This window comes from Reyranella sp. CPCC 100927, from assembly GCF_007859315.1.
GTDB lineage: Bacteria > Pseudomonadota > Alphaproteobacteria > Reyranellales > Reyranellaceae > Vineibacter.
Genome location: NZ_VOHA01000002.1, coordinates 694081 through 712751, shown reverse-complemented (window position 1 = coordinate 712751; position 18671 = coordinate 694081). Strand labels below are relative to the sequence as shown.

General features: G+C 68.4%; 20 protein-coding genes. 10 read left to right on the top strand and 10 right to left on the bottom strand.

The features are described from left to right. Window positions 1–3: 3 nt before the first annotated feature. Genes FQU96_RS09395 through FQU96_RS09380 form a run of 4 tightly spaced genes read left to right on the top strand, consistent with a single transcriptional unit; the run spans window position 4 to window position 2822 of the window. Window positions 4–777 carry an ABC transporter permease gene (locus FQU96_RS09395; protein WP_146540595.1) on the top strand — a complete coding sequence of 258 codons (774 nt, stop codon included), beginning with the start codon at window positions 4–6 and terminating at the stop codon, window positions 775–777. Continuing rightward, window positions 758–1606, top strand: a complete 849-nt coding sequence (locus FQU96_RS09390; protein ID WP_178130405.1) for an ABC transporter ATP-binding protein — start codon at window positions 758–760, stop codon at window positions 1604–1606. Before FQU96_RS09395 ends, FQU96_RS09390 begins: the two co-directional genes overlap by 20 nt. Beyond that, window positions 1603–2373 carry an ABC transporter permease gene (locus tag FQU96_RS09385; protein ID WP_146540593.1) on the top strand — a complete coding sequence of 257 codons (771 nt, stop codon included), beginning with the start codon at window positions 1603–1605 and terminating at the stop codon, window positions 2371–2373. The genes FQU96_RS09390 and FQU96_RS09385 overlap by 4 nt, the downstream gene beginning before the upstream one ends. Before the next feature lie 17 nt (window positions 2374–2390). Continuing rightward, window positions 2391–2822: a nuclear transport factor 2 family protein gene (locus FQU96_RS09380; protein WP_146540592.1), complete on the top strand. Its 432-nt coding sequence runs from the start codon at window positions 2391–2393 to the stop codon at window positions 2820–2822. Window positions 2823–2977: 155 nt separating this feature from the next. Here FQU96_RS09380 and FQU96_RS09375 read toward each other — a convergent pair whose 3' ends face one another. Together FQU96_RS09375 and FQU96_RS42600 are read right to left on the bottom strand one after the other, a co-directional pair. After that, entirely contained in the window at window positions 2978–4408 is a 1431-nt protein-coding gene (locus FQU96_RS09375) for an amidase (protein ID WP_255467913.1), read from the bottom strand. Then, a complete protein-coding gene (locus tag FQU96_RS42600) occupies window positions 4405–4602 on the bottom strand; it encodes a hypothetical protein (RefSeq protein ID WP_255467912.1) in 198 nt (65 codons plus the stop codon). The genes FQU96_RS09375 and FQU96_RS42600 overlap by 4 nt, the downstream gene beginning before the upstream one ends. 65 nt (window positions 4603–4667) lie before the next feature. Here FQU96_RS42600 and FQU96_RS09370 point away from each other — a divergent pair, with 65 nt between their 5' ends. Both FQU96_RS09370 and FQU96_RS09365 read left to right on the top strand, forming a co-directional pair. Then, complete coding sequence (locus FQU96_RS09370) at window positions 4668–5087, top strand: DUF423 domain-containing protein (protein ID WP_146540590.1); 420 nt, start codon at window positions 4668–4670, stop codon at window positions 5085–5087. A gap of 54 nt (window positions 5088–5141) precedes the next feature. Then, window positions 5142–6389 carry an amidase gene (locus tag FQU96_RS09365; protein ID WP_178130404.1) on the top strand — a complete coding sequence of 416 codons (1248 nt, stop codon included), beginning with the start codon at window positions 5142–5144 and terminating at the stop codon, window positions 6387–6389. Between the two features lie 64 nt (window positions 6390–6453). Here the strand turns inward: FQU96_RS09365 and FQU96_RS09360 are convergent, their stop codons facing one another. From FQU96_RS09360 to FQU96_RS09325, 8 genes are all read right to left on the bottom strand, one after another. After that, window positions 6454–6738: a hypothetical protein gene (locus FQU96_RS09360; RefSeq protein ID WP_146540588.1), complete on the bottom strand. Its 285-nt coding sequence runs from the start codon at window positions 6736–6738 to the stop codon at window positions 6454–6456. Window positions 6739–6862: 124 nt separating this feature from the next. After that, on the bottom strand, window positions 6863–8041 hold the full coding sequence (locus tag FQU96_RS09355; RefSeq protein ID WP_146540587.1) for a VWA domain-containing protein: 1179 nt from the start codon (window positions 8039–8041) through the stop codon (window positions 6863–6865). Continuing rightward, window positions 8038–10275 (bottom strand): DUF5682 family protein, encoded by a 2238-nt coding sequence (locus FQU96_RS09350; protein ID WP_146540586.1) that lies wholly within the window; start codon window positions 10273–10275, stop codon window positions 8038–8040. Before FQU96_RS09350 ends, FQU96_RS09355 begins: the two co-directional genes overlap by 4 nt. Before the next feature lie 2 nt (window positions 10276–10277). After that, the gene (locus tag FQU96_RS09345; RefSeq protein ID WP_146540585.1) at window positions 10278–11357 is read right to left on the bottom strand and encodes an AAA family ATPase; all 1080 of its coding nucleotides are present in this window, start codon (window positions 11355–11357) and stop codon (window positions 10278–10280) included. Then, window positions 11354–12823 carry a DUF5691 domain-containing protein gene (locus FQU96_RS09340; protein WP_146540584.1) on the bottom strand — a complete coding sequence of 490 codons (1470 nt, stop codon included), beginning with the start codon at window positions 12821–12823 and terminating at the stop codon, window positions 11354–11356. Before FQU96_RS09340 ends, FQU96_RS09345 begins: the two co-directional genes overlap by 4 nt. Continuing rightward, on the bottom strand, window positions 12810–14204 hold the full coding sequence (locus tag FQU96_RS09335; RefSeq protein ID WP_146540583.1) for an SWIM zinc finger family protein: 1395 nt from the start codon (window positions 14202–14204) through the stop codon (window positions 12810–12812). Before FQU96_RS09335 ends, FQU96_RS09340 begins: the two co-directional genes overlap by 14 nt. 75 nt (window positions 14205–14279) lie before the next feature. After that, window positions 14280–14612: a type II toxin-antitoxin system RelE/ParE family toxin gene (locus FQU96_RS09330; RefSeq protein ID WP_146540582.1), complete on the bottom strand. Its 333-nt coding sequence runs from the start codon at window positions 14610–14612 to the stop codon at window positions 14280–14282. Beyond that, a complete protein-coding gene (locus FQU96_RS09325; RefSeq protein ID WP_146540581.1) occupies window positions 14612–14881 on the bottom strand; it encodes a type II toxin-antitoxin system Phd/YefM family antitoxin in 270 nt (89 codons plus the stop codon). The genes FQU96_RS09330 and FQU96_RS09325 overlap by 1 nt, the downstream gene beginning before the upstream one ends. 185 nt (window positions 14882–15066) lie before the next feature. Between FQU96_RS09325 and FQU96_RS09320 the strand changes: the two genes are divergently transcribed. From FQU96_RS09320 to FQU96_RS09305, 4 genes are read left to right on the top strand one after another with little or no spacing between them, the layout of a single operon-like run. Next, window positions 15067–15843, top strand: coding sequence for an IclR family transcriptional regulator (locus FQU96_RS09320; RefSeq protein ID WP_146540580.1), 777 nt, complete (start codon window positions 15067–15069; stop codon window positions 15841–15843). Next, window positions 15836–16744, top strand: coding sequence for an ABC transporter permease (locus tag FQU96_RS09315; RefSeq protein ID WP_146540579.1), 909 nt, complete (start codon window positions 15836–15838; stop codon window positions 16742–16744). Before FQU96_RS09320 ends, FQU96_RS09315 begins: the two co-directional genes overlap by 8 nt. Then, window positions 16741–17544, top strand: a complete 804-nt coding sequence (locus FQU96_RS09310) for an ABC transporter permease (protein ID WP_146540578.1) — start codon at window positions 16741–16743, stop codon at window positions 17542–17544. Before FQU96_RS09315 ends, FQU96_RS09310 begins: the two co-directional genes overlap by 4 nt. A 57-nt stretch (window positions 17545–17601) precedes the next feature. Further along, window positions 17602–18654 carry an ABC transporter substrate-binding protein gene (locus tag FQU96_RS09305; RefSeq protein WP_146540577.1) on the top strand — a complete coding sequence of 351 codons (1053 nt, stop codon included), beginning with the start codon at window positions 17602–17604 and terminating at the stop codon, window positions 18652–18654. Window positions 18655–18671: the final 17 nt, after the last annotated feature.

Here is an 18671-nt window from a genome sequence, read left to right as displayed (position 1 = left end):
CCGATGCGGATCGCCGTCCAGCGCATCGTCATCCTGGCCGTGATCCTGGCGAGCTGGCAGGGTGCCAGCCTATGGTTCGGCGCCCAGTGGATCCCGGCGCCCGTGGCGACGGCGCGCGCGCTGTGGCTGCAGGTCCAGAACGGCGAACTGTGGTACCACGCGCGCTTCACGCTCAGCGCCGCGGTCATCGGCTTCCTGATCGGCGGCATCCCCGGCGCGGTGCTGCCGTTCCTGATCCGGCGGCTGGCGACGCTGCGCGCCATCCTCGATCCCTACCTGATCGCCGGCTACGGCGCGCCGAAGGTAGCACTGACGCCGCTGTTCATCCTGTGGTTCGGCATCGGCCTCGAATCGAAGGTGGCGCTGGTCGCCAGCGTCGTGTTCTTCTTGGTTTTCTTCATCACCCTGGCCGGGCTCGACAGCGTCGATCAGAAGCTGATCGCCGCCGCACGGGTGTTTGGCGCCGGACCGGCGCTGATCGCGCGCGAGATCATCTGGCCGGGTGCCATTCCCTACGTGTTCACCGGCCTGCGTGTGGCGGCGCCCTATGCCATCGGCACGGCGGTGGTGGGCGAGCTGATCTCGTCCAATCGCGGGCTGGGCTACAGCATCCAAGCCGCTGCCACCAACTTCGAACCGGCGAAGCTGTTCGTCGGCGTGGTGGCGCTGGCGGGGATCGTGCTGATCCTGAATGCCGTGCTGGATTTCTGCGAGAAGCGGCTGCTGTCGTGGCGGCCCACGGGAGGCATTGCTGAGCGTGCTCAAACCAGTTTCTGACATCGCGCCCGACAGGGCCGAACCACTGCTGGAAGTCCGCGATCTGGCACGCACGTTCGGCGCGCGTGATGGCCGCGCCGCCGGCCTCAATGTGATCGAAGGGCTGTCGCTGGCGGTGACCGAAGGCGAGTTCGTGACCGTGGCCGGCCCGTCGGGTTCCGGCAAGTCGACGCTGCTCAACATGATCGCGCAGACCGATCGGCCGACGGCGGGAACCATCCGCCTGCGTGGCAAGACCATCATGGATGCCAGTACGTCCACCCTGACCCCGGGCTGGCACTGTCAGATCGGCTACGTCACGCAGGAGGACAACCTGCTGCCTTGGCGCCGCCTGGAGGAGAACATCCTGCTGCCGTTGCGGGCGCAACGCCGTCTCGACGATGCGGCCCGGGCGCGCGCGGCGGCGCTGATCGATACCGCCGGCCTGGCGGGCTTCGAGCGCTTCTATCCGCATGAGCTCTCCGGCGGCATGCGCAAGCGCGCCTCGCTGGTGCGGACCCTGGCCTATGACCCGCCGGTCATCCTGATGGACGAGCCGTTCGGCGCGCTGGATGCGCAGACGCGCACCGAACTGCATGCCGACCTGCTGCGGCTGTGGAGTCTGCGGCGCAAGACCATCATCTTCGTCACGCACGACATTACCGAGGCGATCGCGCTGGGCGACCGCGTTCTGGTGCTGTCGCGTGCGCCGGCGCGGGTGATCGACGAATTCCGGGTCGACCTGCCGCGGCCGCGCGATATCGATGGCCTGATTGCCGCGCCCGGGTTCGCCCGCCTGTACGAGAGTATCCGCCAGGCGCTGGCGCGCCAGGCACCGAGGCGCGCGTGAAGCCCCGCACCGGCATCGTCGTGGCCGGACGCGTGCTGCTGGGCGCCGGCCTGGTGGGCCTGTGGACGCTGGCGCATCGCCTGCTGGGCGATCAGTTCGTCGCCGGCCTCGACGATATCGCAGCACGGCTGTGGGAGATCGGCGCCAGCGGCGTCCTGGTACGCGATATCGGCGTCACGCTGCTGGAGGCCGGCATCGGCATGGTCGTGGGGGGCGCGGCGGGCTTTGCCCTGCCGTTCCTGATTGCGCGTGTCCCGGGGCTGGAAGTGGCGCTGCGTCCGTTCATCGCTGCCGCGATGGGCGTGCCCAAGCTGGCACTGGCGCCGCTGCTGATCCTGTGGTTCGGCATCGGGTTGTTGTCCAAGGTCGTGTTCGTGGCACTGGTCGTGTTCTTCCTGCTGTTCTTCAGCACGCTGGCCGGTATCCGCAGCGCCGATGGCCGGCTGCTGGCCGTGGCACGGGTACTGGGTCTGCATGAGCTGATGCTGCTGCGCGAAGTGATGCTGCCGACAACCCTGCCGTTCGTCTTCGCCAGCCTGAAGGTCGCGCTGCCGCGCGCCATCAGCGCCGCGGTCGTGGCCGAATTCGTTGCCGCCGACACCGGCCTGGGATCCTACATCCAGAACGCCATGTCGCAGGCCGATACCGTGGGTGTCTTCACCGGCGTGATCGTCGTGACGGTCGTCGTCGTGGTGGTGAATGCCGTGCTCGACCGGACGCAGAAGCGGGCCATGAGCTGGCGTCATTCGGCCATCGGCGGATTTTGAGAGAAGGACCAGAAACCATGAACGAACGCGACCAGACGATCATCCTGGAGTGCCAGAAACTGGCGATCGATTTCGCCCGCCATGTCGATCAGCGCAATGTCGAGGGTGCGGTCGGCGTCTTCGCCGAGGATGCCACCTTCGAGCGTCGCGGCGAGGTGTTGCGCGGCCACGCCGCCATTCGCGCTGCGCAGCTGGCGCGGTCCAAGACGCTGGTGACACGTCACGTCTGCGCCAACATCGCCATCGACGTCGTGGATGGCGAGCGTGCGACCGGTGCCGTCTCGTTCGTCCTGTTCCGGCACGATCACGCCGAGGCCGGCACCGACGCCTCGAAGCCGGCGCCTCTGAGCGGACCGGAGATGGTGGGCGAGTACATCGACGAATATCGGCGCACCGCTGCAGGCTGGCGGATCGCCAAGCGAGTCGCCAAGGCGGCTTTCCGTCGATAGCTATTCGAGCGCACTGTCACCCCGGGAGCAGCGAGGGATCCAGGGACAGCGCCGTCGCGATTGTCATCCCGAGCGCAGCGAGGGATCTTCAATGCAGGCGCACCCCGTGCGTCACTTTCAGAAGATCCCTCGCTGTGCTCGGGATGACAGCTGTATCAGGGACGCGTGATTCCGGGTACTAGGGACGGCGCCTGCCGGTGATGATCCGTCACCTGCTGATACGCATGTCCGATCGCATAGAGCAGCGCTTCGCTGAACGGCCGGCCGACCAGCTGCATGCCGATCGGCAGGCCGTTGCCGTCGAAACCGCAGGGCAGCGAGAGCGCCGGCAGGCCCAGCAGGTTGAACGGCCGCGTGAAGCGTGAGAAGCGGGCCAGGATGGCGAGCGCCGTGGCCCCGGGCTGGCGCTCGACATCGGTCTCGGCCCGTGTCGGGGTGGCGAATGGCATGGTCGGCAGCAGCAGGGCGTCGATGCCGTCCATCGTCGTGGCGAGAAACGCTTCGGTGTGGTGCGTGCGCAGGCGCAGCGCATCGATGTACTGCGTCGCGGGGATCAGGAAGCCGGCCTCCATCCGCCAGCGCACCTGGTTGGAGTAATCCTGCGGGCGCGACTCGAGCCACGGGCGATGCATCGCGGCCGCCTCGCACTTGATGATGGTTTCGGCCGTATCGAACAGGGGCGTGAGCTCGGGCAGGCGGACATCGACGATGCGCACGCCAAGCCGTTCCAACGCGCCACGCGCCTGTTGCAGCGCCGACAGTGTGCCAGCATCGATGCCATCGAGAGACGCCGGCCAGCCCAGGCGCAGACCGGCCATGGCGCGGCCCAGCGCCGCCTCGTAGTCCGGTACGTCATGTGCACTCGCCGTCGAGTCCTGCGCGTCGGCGCCGGCGATGATCGACAGCAGCCGTGCGTTGTCGGCAACGCTGCGGGTCAGCGGTCCGACATGGTCCAGGCTCCACGAGCGGGGCAGGGCGCCAAAGCGACTGACCCGACCGTACGTCGGTTTCATGCCGACCACGCCGCAGATCGCCGCCGGCATGCGGATCGAGCCGCCGGTGTCGGATCCCAGGGCGCCGAATACCAGGCGTGCCGCCACCGACGCGCCCGAGCCACTGGACGAGCCGCCCGTCACGCGCGCCGGATCCCAGGGGTTGCAGCAGTCGCCGAAATGGATGTTGTGTCCCGTCGGTCCGGCGGCGAACTCCGCCATGTTCAACGTGCCCAGGTCGATGGCGCCTGCTGCATCGAGGCGCTCGATCACCGTCGCGGTGCGGTCGGCGATCCAGTCGCGGCGGATCGCGCTGCCGCCGGTCGAGATCCGGCCGCGGCGATAGAACATGTCCTTGTGCGCCAGCGGCACGCCATGCAGCGGGCCGCGCAGGCGGCCCGCTGCGCGTTCACGGTCACGTTCGTGTGCCGTCGCCAGGGCGGCCGCGCGATCGATGCGAATGAAGGCATTGAGGTGCGGCTGCCAGGCCTCGATGCGGGCCAGGCACGCTTCGGTGATCGCGACCGAGGAGACCTGTCCGTCGGTGATGGCGGCGGCGATCGCCACGAGGTCGTGCGATGTCCAATCGGTCACGACGAGGAGGCCTTGGCCAGCAAGGCGGCATAGGCTGCCGGATCGTCGTCGAAGGACAGTTGGCCGGTGGCGGCGCGTACGGCGTCGTTGAGGCGGCTCACCTCGGCGGCGAGGTCCGTGGCGCGCGCCGGCGGCAGGCGAATGCCTTGCAGGTCGCTCGCGATGTCGGCTATCAGCGTGGCTCTGTCTTTCATGGGTGATGTCCGATGCGTCACGATCATGATGGCGCGGCGGCAGGCATGTTGTCGAGGCAGGCGCCATGACGCGAACCGCTGTGCTGCTGGCGCTGGCCGGCATTCTGGGGGCGGCGGCCGTGGCGCTGGGTGCCTGGGCCGCGCACGGCCTGGAGGCCGCTCATGGCGCCCGTGCCGTGGTGCTGGTGGAAACCGCCGTGCGTTATCAGTTCTGGCATGTACTGGCGATGATCGCGGCGCTCGTTCTCGACCACATCGCGCGGCGAGAGCATCCGCCGGCCGAGGCGGCCTGGCTGGTGGTCGCCAGCCTGCTGTTCGCGATTGGCACGATCGTCTTTTGTGGCGCGCTCTATGCGCTTGCCTTCGGCGGACCGCGGTGGATGGGTGCCGTGGCACCCATCGGCGGCACGGTGCTGATCGCCGGCTGGCTGGCGCTGGCCTGGGGCGCGACGCGGGCATTCAAGAGGACTCAATCGCGCGGTTGATCTGTGCCGGCGCTTTGCGCAATGCTGCGCCGCTCGAACGAGAGGGAGAACATCATGGCCGCGCCGTTTTGTCCGACCGTCACCGGCGCGCTGCAGATGGGCAGCACCGGCGCCGCGATGGTGCTGAATGCGTGCAAGGCGCGCATTGCCGAGCGTGAGGCCTCCGTCGCCGCCTGGGAGGTGGTCGACGTGCGCGCCGCGATGGACTCGGCACCGGTCGCCGGGCCGCTGACGGGCCTGCCGGTCGGCGTGAAGGACATCATCGACACGGCGGCGTTTCCGACCGCCTACGGCTCGCCCATCTTCGCCGGTCATCGCCCCAAGGACGATGCCGCCTGCGTCGTGGCGCTGAAGCAGGCCGGCGCGCTGGTGCTGGGCAAGACCGTCACCACCGAGTTCGCCTCGGCCCACCCCGGCAAGACGCACAATCCGCATAACCCGGCACATACGCCGGGCGGTTCGTCCAGCGGGTCCGCCGCCGCCGTCGCCGACGGCATGGTGCCGGTGGCGCTGGGCACGCAGACGGCCGGGTCGGTGATCCGGCCGGCCGCCTATTGCGGCGTCGTCGGCTACAAGGGCACGTACGGCTGGACCGATCTTGCCGGCGTGCATCCGCTGGCGCCGTCGCTCGATACGCTCGGGCTGTTCACGCGCCGGGTCTCCGACATCGCGCCGGTCCGCGCCGTGCTGGCGCCGGGCGCGCGCGCCACGATCACCGCACGCCAGCCGGCGCGTATCCGCTTGTTCCGGACCCCGATGTGGGAGCAGGCGACACCGGAAGGGCGCCGTGCCGTGGAGCGCGCGTTGCGCATGGTGGGCGACGCCGGCGCCGCCACCGACGAGGCGCCGGTGCCGGCATCGTGGGCCGACATCGTCGCCACCCAGATCACCATCATGTTTGCCGAGATGGGCCGACAGTTCGCGAGCGAACTGCGCGATCATGGCGACAAGCTCAGCGCCGCGATCCGCGATCAGATCGAGCAGGGCCAGAAGACGACGCCCGAGGTCGAGCAGGCGGCACGTGCCAAGGCCGATGCCCTGCGCGCCGAGATCGCCGAATTGCTGCCGCCGGGCGACGTCTGGATCACGCTTGCCGCACCCGGCGAGGCGCCCGAAGGCCTGGCTGCCACTGGCGATCCGATGTTCAACCGTCCGTGGACCCTGCTGGGCGTTCCGTGCGTGGCGCTGCCGTATCGCCAGGGCCCGAACGGCCTGCCGCTGTCGGTGCAGCTGGTGGCGGCGCGCGGCGCGGACGACGATCTGCTCGACGCCGCCGCCTGGGTTGAAGAGACGCTGGGGTAACGCGCGCCCGCATGCGAAGGGCTCGGTCATCGCTTATGACCGGGCCCTTCGTTCTTGCGCACGATCAGTCGGTCGGTGGATTGAAGCCGTTCTCGCGGATCGCCTGCTCGAGCAGCGCGACGCCCTCGGTGAAACGACCTGCGTGGCACGCCTCTTCTCCCAAGGTGCGGTTGAGCTGACCCTGTGGCTCGTAGCGACGACCCACCGCGCCGCCATGGTCGTCATAGTAGGCGGCCAGCTTGTCACAGCGTGCCGGGTCGGCCGTTGATTTGTTGGCGTTGTCGGCGTGAGCCATGGTGGTCAGGCCGATGGTCAGGAGGCTGGCGACCAGCAAACGCGATACGATCATGTGAGGCTCCGTTGAAAGGTGCATGGCACCTACCAACCGGACATGGGTCGGACGATTGACGGGCCGCTGACAGTGGCCCTGCATCACCAAACAGTGATCCTTGGCGTGGGCGGATGGTCCACCGTCAACCTGTTGCGGTCGTTTCGCCGCGGACCAGCTTGATGTCTTCGGCGCTGGCCCAGGTGTTCATGTCTTCCCGCCGCAACGCGGCTGCCATCAGGCCGGGGAATTGATCGGGCGTGCAGGCGAACACGGGTGCGCCCAGCGCCGCAACGCGAGCACCCATGGTGGCATCATAGGATGGCGCACCCTGGTCGGTCAGCGCCAGCAGCGCGATCAGGTTGACGCCGGCCCCCACCAGCCGGCCCAGGCGAGCGACGAGCTCGTCGGCATTGCCGCCCTCGTAGAGGTCGCTGATCAGGATCAGGTGGGTCTTGCCCGGGCGCTCGATCCGCGATTCGCAGTAGGCGATGGCCTGGTTGATGTCGGTGCCGCCGCCGAGCTGCACGCCGAACAGCACGTCCACCGGATCGGCGAGATCGTCGGTGAGATCGAGCACGGCCGTATCGAAACACACCAGCCTGGTGGCCACGACCGGCAGCGATGCCATCACGGCGGCGAAGATCGAGGCGTAGACCACCGACGTGGCCATCGATCCCGACTGGTCGACGCACAGCACCACCTCGTCGAGATCGACCAGCCGGCGTTGCCGGCGCTTGAAGCCGACGAGGCGCTCGGGAACGACGGTCCTGTGATCGGGCTGGTAGTGGCGCAGGTTGGCCACGATCGTGCGCCGCCAGTCGATGTCGGCCGGGCGGGGACGGAACGTGCGCTGGGCGCGGTCGACGGCGCCGCGCAACGCCTCGGCGGTGCGTGCCTCCAGCCGTGCCATCAGATCGCGCACCACCTTGGCGACCACCTCGCGCGCGATGGCCTTGGTCTTCTCCGGCATCACGGCGCGCAGGCTGACGAGGTCGGCGACCAGGTTCACGTCGGCCTCGACGGCGGCGAGGAACTCGGGCTGCATCAGCATCTGCCGCAGGCCCAGGCGCTCGAACGCATCTTTCTGGACCAGCTGGACGACGGACGACGGAAAGAATTCGCGGATGTCGCCCAGCCAGCGTGCCACCCGCGGCGCCGATCCGGAGAGGCTGCCCTTCTTCTTCGGCTCGTCATCGCCGGCGCCATAGAGCGCCGACAGTGCCGCCGACAGCCGTTGATCGGAGTCTGACAGTGAGCCTGCTTCATCGTCGGTGCCCAGTGCCAACGTCCAGCGTCGGCGCTGTTCGGTGTCGTGGCTCATCGCGGCGCTCCGCGCGCGAGAAGATCCAGCAGTCGCGCCATGTGGCTGGGCCAGGCATCGGCTGCGTGTGGTGCGAGCCTGCTGCGAGCCTCGGCGCGCCTGTCGGTGAACAGGGCATCCATCAGGCGGCGGCGTTCGCTGCGATCCAGCGTGGCGAACACGCGGCGGAAGATCGGCAGGTGCGCCACGAAATCCGGCTCCTCCAGGCCGCGCAACCAGGCATCGACGGCGTCGCGCAAGCCGGTGTCGTGCAGCAGGCGCTGGCCGATGCCGGTGAAGAAGCCCTCGAAGAAGCCGGCCGCTTCGGCGATGGGCACGCCGGGCGACAGCATGCGCCCGAGCAGGCGGACGCAATCCTCGGCACTCAGCCGCTCGCCTTCGAACAGCAGCCGTGCAGCGCTGCCGGCGACAAGGCGATCGCTTGACGCCGTCTCGACGATCTCCGCCAGGGCGTCCCACCAGGGTGCGCGGTCCGCCGCCGTCAGTTCGGCCAGGGCCATGGCCTGGTGCGCCGCCAGCATGGCCTGTCGCAATGCCGTCGCGGCGGCGGCGTCGAGGTTGCGCGCCGCGTAGGGCAGGGCGAGCGCGCCTTGCACGGCGAGCCGGCGCAGCAGGTCGAACAGGCTGTCGGCGGCAATGGTGCGCGCCTCGCCGTAGCGCACGGCATCGGCCAGCGGCGCCAGCGTGTTCAGCAGCTGCAGGCAATCGCTGGTGCGGGCGGCGGCGCTGTCGAGCCGGCCAAGGCCATCGCGCGTGGCCTCGTCCAGGCGGGCGGTGAGCGCCTGGCGCACCAGGCTCGCCAACGCGGAGAGATCGACAGCCTCGCGCATCTGGGCGCGCAAGCGGCCGCTGGCGGCTTGCTCGATCGTGGCACCGAACACGAGGTTCTCGACCAGGCGGACCGCATACTCCGGTTCCCAGCGCAGAACCCAGCGCTCGCGGAAGGTGCCGCGGCTGCGGCCGGCGTCATCGAGCCGGCCCCAGGGCACGTCGAGCGCGACCAGCCGGTGCAGCAATGTCGAGCGCATCAGGCCGGCCTCGGTGCGCAGGTCCAGCGCCAGCTCGCGGTCGAGCGCCTCGGCTTTCAGGCGCGTGGCCTTCTGTTGGCGCTGGAGATCTTCCAGCAGCGGCGCCAGCGGCGTCTCGCGGGGAATCGCGCCGACGCCGGTGCCGACCAGCAGCTCGCGCGCGATGTCATCCCACACCAGGCGTTCGCCATGGCATAGGCAGGCGATCACCGCATCGCGCAGTTCTTCGAAGCCGACGGCGGGACGCGCGCGCAGTGCCGCCAACGTATGCGCCAGGCGCTCGGCCTCGATCAGCGATGCCGTCGACGCCAGGTGACCGCGCGCCCGCAAGAGACCGGCGGTGCGCGCCAGCCACCGGGCATTGCCATCGGTACGCTGATGGCTGTGCCAGAGATGCGCACACCAGCCGGGCGACGGGACGCCGGCACCGTAGCCGCTGGCGCGCGCCAGGCGCGGTGTCGTCCACGGCGCGACCGTGGCCTTGATCTTGACCTTCGGGCGGTCTTTCAGCAGCGCCCGATCGTCCTTCAGCGCGTGCTTCTCCACCAGTGCCGGCGCATGCCAGGCACCGCACACCACGGCAACCGGTCCCTCGGTTTCCTTGAGGGCGCGCGCCAGCTCCAGACGCATATGCGCCTCGCGCGCTGCTTCGTCGGTATCGAGCGCACCGGCCTCGGCCCGCAGCGCCGTCATCGCTTCGGCGACGGCGTCGAACACGGGCCCGGGCTCGGGATTCTCCTCGATCACGTCGCGCCACCAGGATTCGCCATCGTCGTAACCTGCGGCCGCGGCCAGGGCGCCGATGGGATCCAGGGCCAGACGGTTCTTGTCTGCTGGTCCGTCCGGCGCTGGAGAGTCCGCTGTGTCTGCGGGTGCCGCCGTGGGCGCCAGTCGCTCGGCGGCCGGCAGGTCGATGAACCGCACGGGGATGCGCCGCCGCACGGCCCACAACGCCGCCTGGTACTCGGGCGAGTATTCGGCGAAGGGGAAGAACAGCGCCCGCGCCGGCTCGTCCGCGGCGTAGGTCAGCAGTGCCACCGGCGGCACCATCTCGGGATGGGCCAGCAACGGGATCAGGTCGGAGACGTCAGACGGTCCCTCGATCAGCACGCACTGCGGCTGCAGCCGATCGAGCGCCTCCACCAGGCGCCGCGCCGAGCCCGGCCCGTGATGGCGGACGCCGAAGATGGAGGGCGTGCCGGCCATCACTACAGCGCGTCGGTCAGCGCGGCGTAGTAGCGGCTGAAGTCGCTGCGCTTCTTCAGCACGGTTTCGAGGTATTCGCCGAGCACGGCCTGGTCCTGCACCGGGTCCTTCACGATCGCACCGAGCAGACTGTGCGACAGGCTTTCCGGCGCCAGGTCGCCATCGTTGAAGAAGGCCGCGTGGCTCAGGCCGCCGATCATCACCGCGATGGCTTCGGCGGTCGACAGGCTGCCGGTCGGCGTCTTGAGTGCGGTCTTGCCGTCGAGCGTGGCGCCCGAGCGCAGCTCGCGGAAGATCGCCACCACGCGCTTGACCTCGTCGGCGACGTTGCGCGGCGCCGGCAGATCCAGCGCCCGCGCCATCTCGCCCACGCGCCTGACGACGATGGCGATCTCCTCGTCCATGTCGGACGGCAACGGCAGGACGACCACATTGAAGCGCCGCTTCAGTGCGGATGACAGTTCGTTCACGCCTTTGTCGCGGTTGTTGGCAGTGGCGATGACGTTGAAGCCGCGTTCGGCATAGGTGATCTCGTTGAGCTCCGGGATGGGCAGCATCTTTTCCGACAGCACCGTGATCAGCGTGTCCTGCACGTCGCTGCCCATGCGCGTCAGTTCCTCGAGACGGCACAGCTTGCCGGTCTCCATGGCGCGCAGCAGCGGTGTGGGCACCAGCGCCTCGCGGCTGGGGCCTTTCGCGAGCAGCTGGGCGTAGTTCCAGCCGTAGCGGATCTGGTTCTCGTCGGTGCCGGCCGTGCATTGGATCAGCAGTGTCGACGTTCCCGCGATCGCCGCCGCGAGATGCTCGGAGACCCAGGATTTCGCGGTGCCGGGAACGCCCAGCAGCAGCAAGGCGCGATCGGTGGCCAGCGTCGCGACGGCGGTCTCGATCAGGCGCCGGTTGCCGACATATTTCGGTGAAATGACGGTGCCGTCGCGCGCCGTGCCGCCCAGGATGTAGGTGACGGCGGCGCGTGGCGAGAGCACCCAGCCATGCGGCCGCTGGCCATCGTCGCCCGCCTTCAGGGCGTCGAGCTCGGCCTTATAGGTGAGTTCCGCCGGCAGTCTCAGATGCTCGGTCATGACTGTCCCTTCGATGAAAGCGCGGCGTTGAGGCGCAGCATGTCCAGTCGTGGATCGGCCAGCCGCAGGCTGGCGCCATCGCCCGCCCGCTGCAGCAACGCGGCGGCGGCGGCAGGACCCGCCAACAGGCCCAGCGCGAAGATTTCGATCGCCACCATGTACGGCGGCAAGCCGTTCGGTGTTGCTTCCGCGTCGGTGGCATCGGCCACCAGCAATGCCTGGCGCGCCGCACCGGCGGGTCCGCCCAGCAGCAGCCGTGTGTCATCGACATCCAGGCCCGGGCCGCCGATGGCGAGCGCCGCCGCGAAGGCGATGTCGGTGCGCCCCAGCAGGATCTCCACCAGTGTCCTGCGTGCCGTGGGTTCGAGCCGCGGCGCCAGCCGCTCGATGAGCGCGCGATGGTCGGCTGCCGCGTCGACCAGACGGTCGATCAGCGCATCGATGATCGAGTCGGGCGCGGATTGTGCCGCCATGATCACGAACCGCAGATCGGCCAGGGGATCGGTACCGAACGCCCAGGCCTGCGCCAGCGTCGCGGCATCGATGGCCAGCGCTGCTGCCAGAGCGGAGAAGCCGACCGTGTCGAACAAGGCCTGACGCCGAGTCTGCTGTGCAGCGGTCTTGAGCGCGAGCGGCGACACCACGAACTGGCGGCGGATCAGCCCTTTCTTCGAGGTCTCGAGAAACGCCGCCAGCTCGGCAGCCTCGTCCGACGCCGCGCTGCGCGACAGGCGGCCCAGCAAGTGCTGGGCCGCCGCCTTCACTTTGGTCGACCGATCCCTCAGCAGGCTCTCGAGCCACGGCGCGTCAGCGTCGCTCAGACCAGGCGCCAGGCACTCGACCAGGCGCACCCGCTCCTCTGCCGGCACCAGAGGTGCCTTGAGCTCGATCAGCGCCCGCGCAGCGGCCGGGTCGGCTCGCCGCAAGGCATCGAGACGCGCGCGCCGCATCGCCGGCGGGACATCATCCCAGCTCTCCGCTGTCAGGTCGTGCACCGATGCCGTGTCCAACAGCGTGCCTTTGCGGTGTTCGGCCCACGCGACCCAGGGGGTGTAGACGGCCGGCAGGTCATCGTCGTTGGCCTCGGGCAGCCAGTCGGCCGGATGAGGCACGACGCCGCGATGGGCCATCAGGTTCACGAGCTGGCGTTGCGATGCGCGATCCTTGGCGGCGCCGGCGACAAGGCGCCGAAAGATCGGGCGCAGCGCATCATCGAGTGTCGGCAGCGCCAGCGCCGGCAGCGGTGCCGTCACGGCCAGACCGGATGGTGGCACCGGGCGCAACGCCCGTTGCGCGAACTGGCCGGCGAGCGCGAAAAGCTGCAGTTCCTGGTCCGGTGATGCGACGCCCGACATCGCATCACGCCATGCCGGTGGTGAAACCTCGAGCGCCGGCGAACCCATCAGCCAGCGCGCGGTCATCGCCTCGATCGCGTCGGTGGTATCGATGTCGTCACGCGCCGCCATCAATGCACCCCCACGGTGTTTCGGCCGACAGCAGGCGCGCCTGCGTGCCGGTCCAGATCGCGACGGCCGCATCCAGATGCGCGCCGCGCGCGATGTCGGACGGCGTTCCCACCAGCGGCAGGGCGGCGGTCTCGCGGTCGTCGCGCCACCAGGCTCGTCCCTGGGAGTCGGCGGCCAACCGGCCCGGCGGCAAGAGGATCGGATGATCGAGCGTCCACGGCGCTGCCGCGAGTGCAGCGGCGTACTGGTCCAGGGGATCGGCGGGCGCGAGCGCCGGCCATGGCGCCCGCGGTCGCGCGCCTGCCCCCTGGCGCTGGTCGATGATGGCGCGTCCGGGCACCCTGGCCGGGAAGAACACCAGCGTCGCCTCGAACTGGTCACCGGCGGCGAAACTGGCGGCGCGGCGGCCGGTGCCGGCGGGAAAGAAATCGAGCAGCAGGGCAAATCGCGGTCCGGCGTCGGCGAGACCAAGCAGCCATGTCTCCTGCGCGATCAGCCCATCGCGGCGTGTGAAGACGTGTTCGCCTGCGACCTCCCACAGGCCGGTGGCGCGCAGCGCCGCGGGATTGGCCAGAAGCTCGTCACGGTTTTCAGCGCCGATGATCAGGCGCTTCAGTTCGGCATCGCCGGGATCGGCGCGGAAAGCGCGCGCCAGCAGCAACAAGCGCCCGAGCTCGGCCACGGCCGCGTGCGGCCGCTCTTCGGTGGCCAGTGCCAGCAGGCGCGCCGGCGTCTCGTCGATCCGGCCGGCCAGTGCCGCCGCCTTGGCGTCGACCAGGCGTGCCGCGATGCGCCGGCAGCGCGCGATCGGATCACCGAGAAAGCTCGCCAGGCCAAGCCGCAGTTGATCAGCCAGCCATTGCTCCAGTTCTTCCAGGCCGTCGAGGACGAGGCCGCGCGTGTCGGCGGCGCGCTTTTGCGCGGCGGCGATCCGGCGCTGGGCAGCGGCCGGGTCTTCCGCCGCGGGCAGCTCTTCGGCGAGCGCGGCGCTCAGGTTCTTCTCGCCGACGGGCGCCGCCGTTGCTGCTCGCGTGCTGCTGCCGGGCTTGCGCCGGCGGCCCAGCCACTCGATCACCCACGGCGGCGGTTCGGCAGTGTCGAACGATGCGCCGCTGCTCGTGTTCGTCAGCAGCATCAGCGCCAGCACGTGCTTGCAGGGGAACTTGCGCGACGGGCAGGTGCATTTGTTGCCGAGATCCTGCGTGTCGACCATCACCCGGTAGGGATTGGCGCCGGACCCTTGGCACTCGCCCCAGACCAGCGCGCCGTCGGCACTGCGCGCGAGCAATGGCCATTTCGTGGGCTTGGCGGTGCCGGCCGCGGCCTTCAGCGCCGCCTGATCGGGAGCCAACCGCTCGACAATGCTCAGATCGGTCGACAACGCCTGGCCCCAGCGCACAGCCGTACAACGGCAACGGCCTATTCTACGGTGAACCGGTGCCGGTGAACAGGCGCGTCAGCGGTTGAGCAGTCTGCGCATCAGCAGGGACTGCATATCGCGGCGGCCGTCAATGATCATGTAAATGTAAACCCGCCCGTCGATCACTCGGTAGATGAGTCGATAGGGCTTCACGTGCGCTTGTCGATATTCGCGAATGCCCAGCGTCAGCAATTCTTTCGGATGGCTGCCTCGCTCGGGAAATCTTGCGAGACTCTCCACCGCTTCTATCAGGCGGTCCAACAGGCCATCAGCTCTGGCCGGGGAATCGAACTCGGCGATGTAGCTATGGATCGCCTCGAGATCCTGCTCTGCGCCTAACGTGAGCAGGACCTTGTAACGGGCCGACATTACCTCGTCGTGGCACGCAGCCGTGCTACGACCTCAGCGACAGGCTTGACTTGACCGGCCTCGATTTCCTGGTTGCCGAGGGCGAGGATCTTCAGCAAGGCCAGGGTATCCTGAGTTTCCTCGTAGGAGGCAACGTCCTGGATTACCGCCTTGGCCTTGCCATTCTGCGTGATAACCACCGGTTCGCGTTGCCGGGCAAGCTTCTCCAGCATCTTCGCACCGTGCGACTTCAGATAGCTGATCGGTTTGACCTGCGACGAATACCGCATGAGTTTTGTCCAGCAAGGGATCGGATCAACGATGAGTTTAGCGCCCCCAGCTCTTGGTCTCAAGTGATCCACCTGCCACGTCTGATCCGCATGGCAGAAGCTGCGGTAGGCTGATTGACAAATCCGCCCATGGCTCCCATCGTTCTGAAAAAAGGGACATTGTTCCGGAAAATGGAACGACAACGATGAGCGCTCTGTCGAATGCCGTGACCATCCTGCGCTGGCTGCGCCAGCACGGGCCAGAGGTTGGCGTTACGGAGGTGGCCACGGCGCTCGACCTGCCCAAGAGCACGGCATCGCGCGTGCTCAAGGACATGGCCGTTCACGGGTTGCTGGAACGCGATGCGGCGACGGCGCGCTACCGGGTCGGCATGCTGCTGCTGGAAGTAGGGCGGCACTACGGCGCCGGGCAGCCGCTGATCGAGGCGGCCGACGCGACGATGGCGGAGCTGACGCGCCGCACGGGTCATGCGACCGGCATCTCGCTGTTGGACGGCATCGATGTGGTGGTGTTGCGCAGCCGCGCCGGCACGCGGCCGCTGCGCGTCGTGACGCCGCCGGGCAAGCGCGGGCCGGGCTGGGCCACATCGACCGGACGATGCCTGCTGGCGCGTTTGGACGACGCCGAGATCGCGCGGCGGTTTGCCGTTTTCCCCAAACCGCCGTTGCCGGCCGCGCCGCGATCCTTGTCGGCGCTGATGGAACGCCTGCGGCAGGTCCGTGCCGTGGGCTGGGAGGCGGCGGAGGAGGAATCGATGCCCGGCGTGGCGGCGGTCTCGGTCTCGGTGGCCGACCCGCGCACGGACGAGGCCGTGGCGCTATACTTTGCCTTCTCGGCGCTGCACGTCGACAAGCGCGAGCAGCGCGAACTGGTGACGCTGCTGCGCGAAGGGGCGGCGCAGCTTTCGGCGCAGTTCGGCGATGCGTCGCCGGCCCGCGCGTTGCGGAGGGCCCATGGCTAGCCTCAGCGAGGCCGTCACGCTGCCGTTGCCGCGACCGGCGCAGCCGTCGGTGTCGCCGATCGCGTGGCTGGTCGGACCGGCGCTGTTGCTGTTCGTGATCTTCTTCGTGCTGCCGTTTGCCGTCATGGCGGTGCTGTCGGTGCTGAGCGGCAATCCGGCGCAGAACCCCAACGTCTACGTCACGGCGCGCCACTATCAGCGCTTCCTGGGCGACGATCTCTATCACGACGCGCTGTGGTCGACCCTGCGCATCGGCATTATCACCACGCTGGCGTCGCTGCTGGTCGGCTATCCGCTGGCGCACTGGATGGCGCGGATCAAGTCGCGCCTGGGCCATGCGCTGCTGCTGATGGCGGTGATCGCGCCGATGCTGACCGGCATCGTGGTGCGCACCTTCGCCTGGATGACAATCCTGCAGGACAAGGGCGTCATCAACACGACCCTGATCGGGTTGGGCCTGATCGAGAAGCCGCTGCCGCTGATGTACAACGAGTTCGGCACCGTGGTGGCGCTGGTGCACATCTACGTGCCGTTCATGGTGCTGACCTTGACCGGCGTCATCGGCCGCATCGACGAGCGCCTGGAGCAGGCGGCGCGCAATCTCGGGGCCTCGCGCCTGCGCGCCTTTCTCGAGGTCACCCTGCCGCTCAGCCTGCCCGGCATCTTCGCGGGCTCTTTGCTGGTATTCGCGCTCTCGATCAGCGCCTACGTCACACCATTCCTGATGGGGGGCACCAACGTGCTGACCCTGCCGATGCTGATCTACCAGCAGGTCAGCTCGTCGTTCAATCTCGGCTTCGCCGGCGCGCTGGGCGTGATCCTGCTGGCAGTGTCGCTGGTCGTGGTGATCGCCTACAATCACGTGCTGGCGCGCTTCTCCGGACCTGAGGGGCTGACATGAGCCCGCGCGGCATCGATGCCGGCCGCATCGCCTACTATGCGCTCAACGGCGCCATCATCGCCTTTCTGCTGACGCCGATCGCCATCGTCGCGGTCTTCGCGCTGAACCCGACGCCCTACATCTCGTTCCCGCCGGTGGGCATCACCGGGCGCTGGTTCGCCAAGTTCTTTGCCACCGACGATTTCATGGTCTCGCTGTGGCTCAGCCTGCGCGTGGCGGTGGTGGTGCTGCTGCTGTCGATGCTGATCGGCGGCGCCTGCGCGCTGGCGCTGGCACGCGGCCGGCTGCCCGGCGCGCGCGTGCTCACCGCCTTCTTCATGTCGCCGCTGATGCTGCCGGCGATCCTCACCGGCCTGGCGCTGTTCCAGGTCTTCCAGCTCGCCGAGCTCGATCGGCCGGTCTGGGGCCTGATCGTGGGCCACACCCTGGTGGCGGTGCCCTACGTGCTGCGCACGACCTTGGCAGTGCTGGCGAACTTCGACACCCGGGTCGAGGAGGCCGCCGCCAGCCTCGGCGCCTCGCCGCTGCGGGTCTTTTTCGAGGTGACCCTGCCGCTGATCCGCCCCGGCGTGATCGCCGGCGGCATCTTCGCCTTCATCGTGTCGTTCGACCAGTTCCCGATCTCGCTGTTCCTGGTGCCGCCCAAGGGCGAGACGTTGCCGGTCGTGCTGTTCAACTACATGAAATTCGATCTCGACGGCGCCATCGCGGCCGCCTCGATGGTCTCGATCTTGCTCGCGTTGTCCGTCGTGTTGTTGCTGGAACGCGTCATCGGGCTCAAGGCCTACGTGAAGCTCTAGTGTCCCTTCTCCCCGCGCAGGCGGGGAGAAGGAGTCAAAACAGGGAGTGAAGAAGACATGACTGCCAACCATCTGACCCGCCGCGCTGCGCTTTCTGCCGGTGCCGCCGCCGCGCTCGCCACCGTTGGTGCGCCGGCCATCCTGCATGCCCAGACCGCCACCCTGAAGATCACCACCTGGGGCGGCAAGTGGGGCGAGATCATGAAGGGCGAGCTGCTGCCGGCCTTCGAGAAGGAGTTCAAGTGCACGGTGTCGGCCGACCAGGCCTTCCCCTTCGTGCCCAAGCTGCAGGCCAGCCCGAAGAGCAATCCGGTCTACGACGTGCTGCACACCAACTCGAACGAGCAATGGAACTCGCTCGACCTGGGTGTCGTCGAGGCCAAGCTTGACCACAAGAAGATCCCCAACATCGCCGATGTCTATCCCTATGCCATCAGCGACAAGATCGTCGGCGTGTCGATCTTCACCAGCGCCATCGGGCTGGGCTATCGCACCGACAAGGGACTGAAGACGCCGACCTCGTGGAAGGATCTCGCCGATCCGGCGCTGGCCGGCATGCGCGGCGGCTACATCATCCCGGTGAACAGCCTGGGCCAGTGTCATCTCATGATGCTGGGCAGGATCTACGGCAAGGGCTTCACCGATCTCGATGCCGCCTACAAGGCGCTCGAGGCGCTGAAGCCCATCAAGCTGGTCGATTTCACCGGCCAGATGGAAAAGATGCTGCTGGCTGGCGAGGTCAGCATGGGCATCATCCACGACAGCGGTGTCCTGCGTTACGAGGGCCAGAACCAGCCGGTCGACTTCGCCATTCCCAGCGAGGGCGTGATGGCGCTGGAGCAGGTGCTGAACGTGACGCCGGGCAGCAAAGTCAAGGAGCTGGCCTACGCCTATATCGACTACATGCTGCGGCCCGACGTGCAGAAGCGGCTGTCGGAGACGGTGTGGTATTCGCCCTCGAACAAGAAGGTGAAGCTCGATCCCAAATACGACGCGAAGCTGTTCAACACCGAGGCCAAGGTGGCGCAGCTCATCCAGCCGGATTGGAAGTGGTACAACGCGCGCAAGGAAGAGATCGACACGCGCGTGACACGGTTGCTGAAGGGGTGAGGGATGGTGTTGTCGGT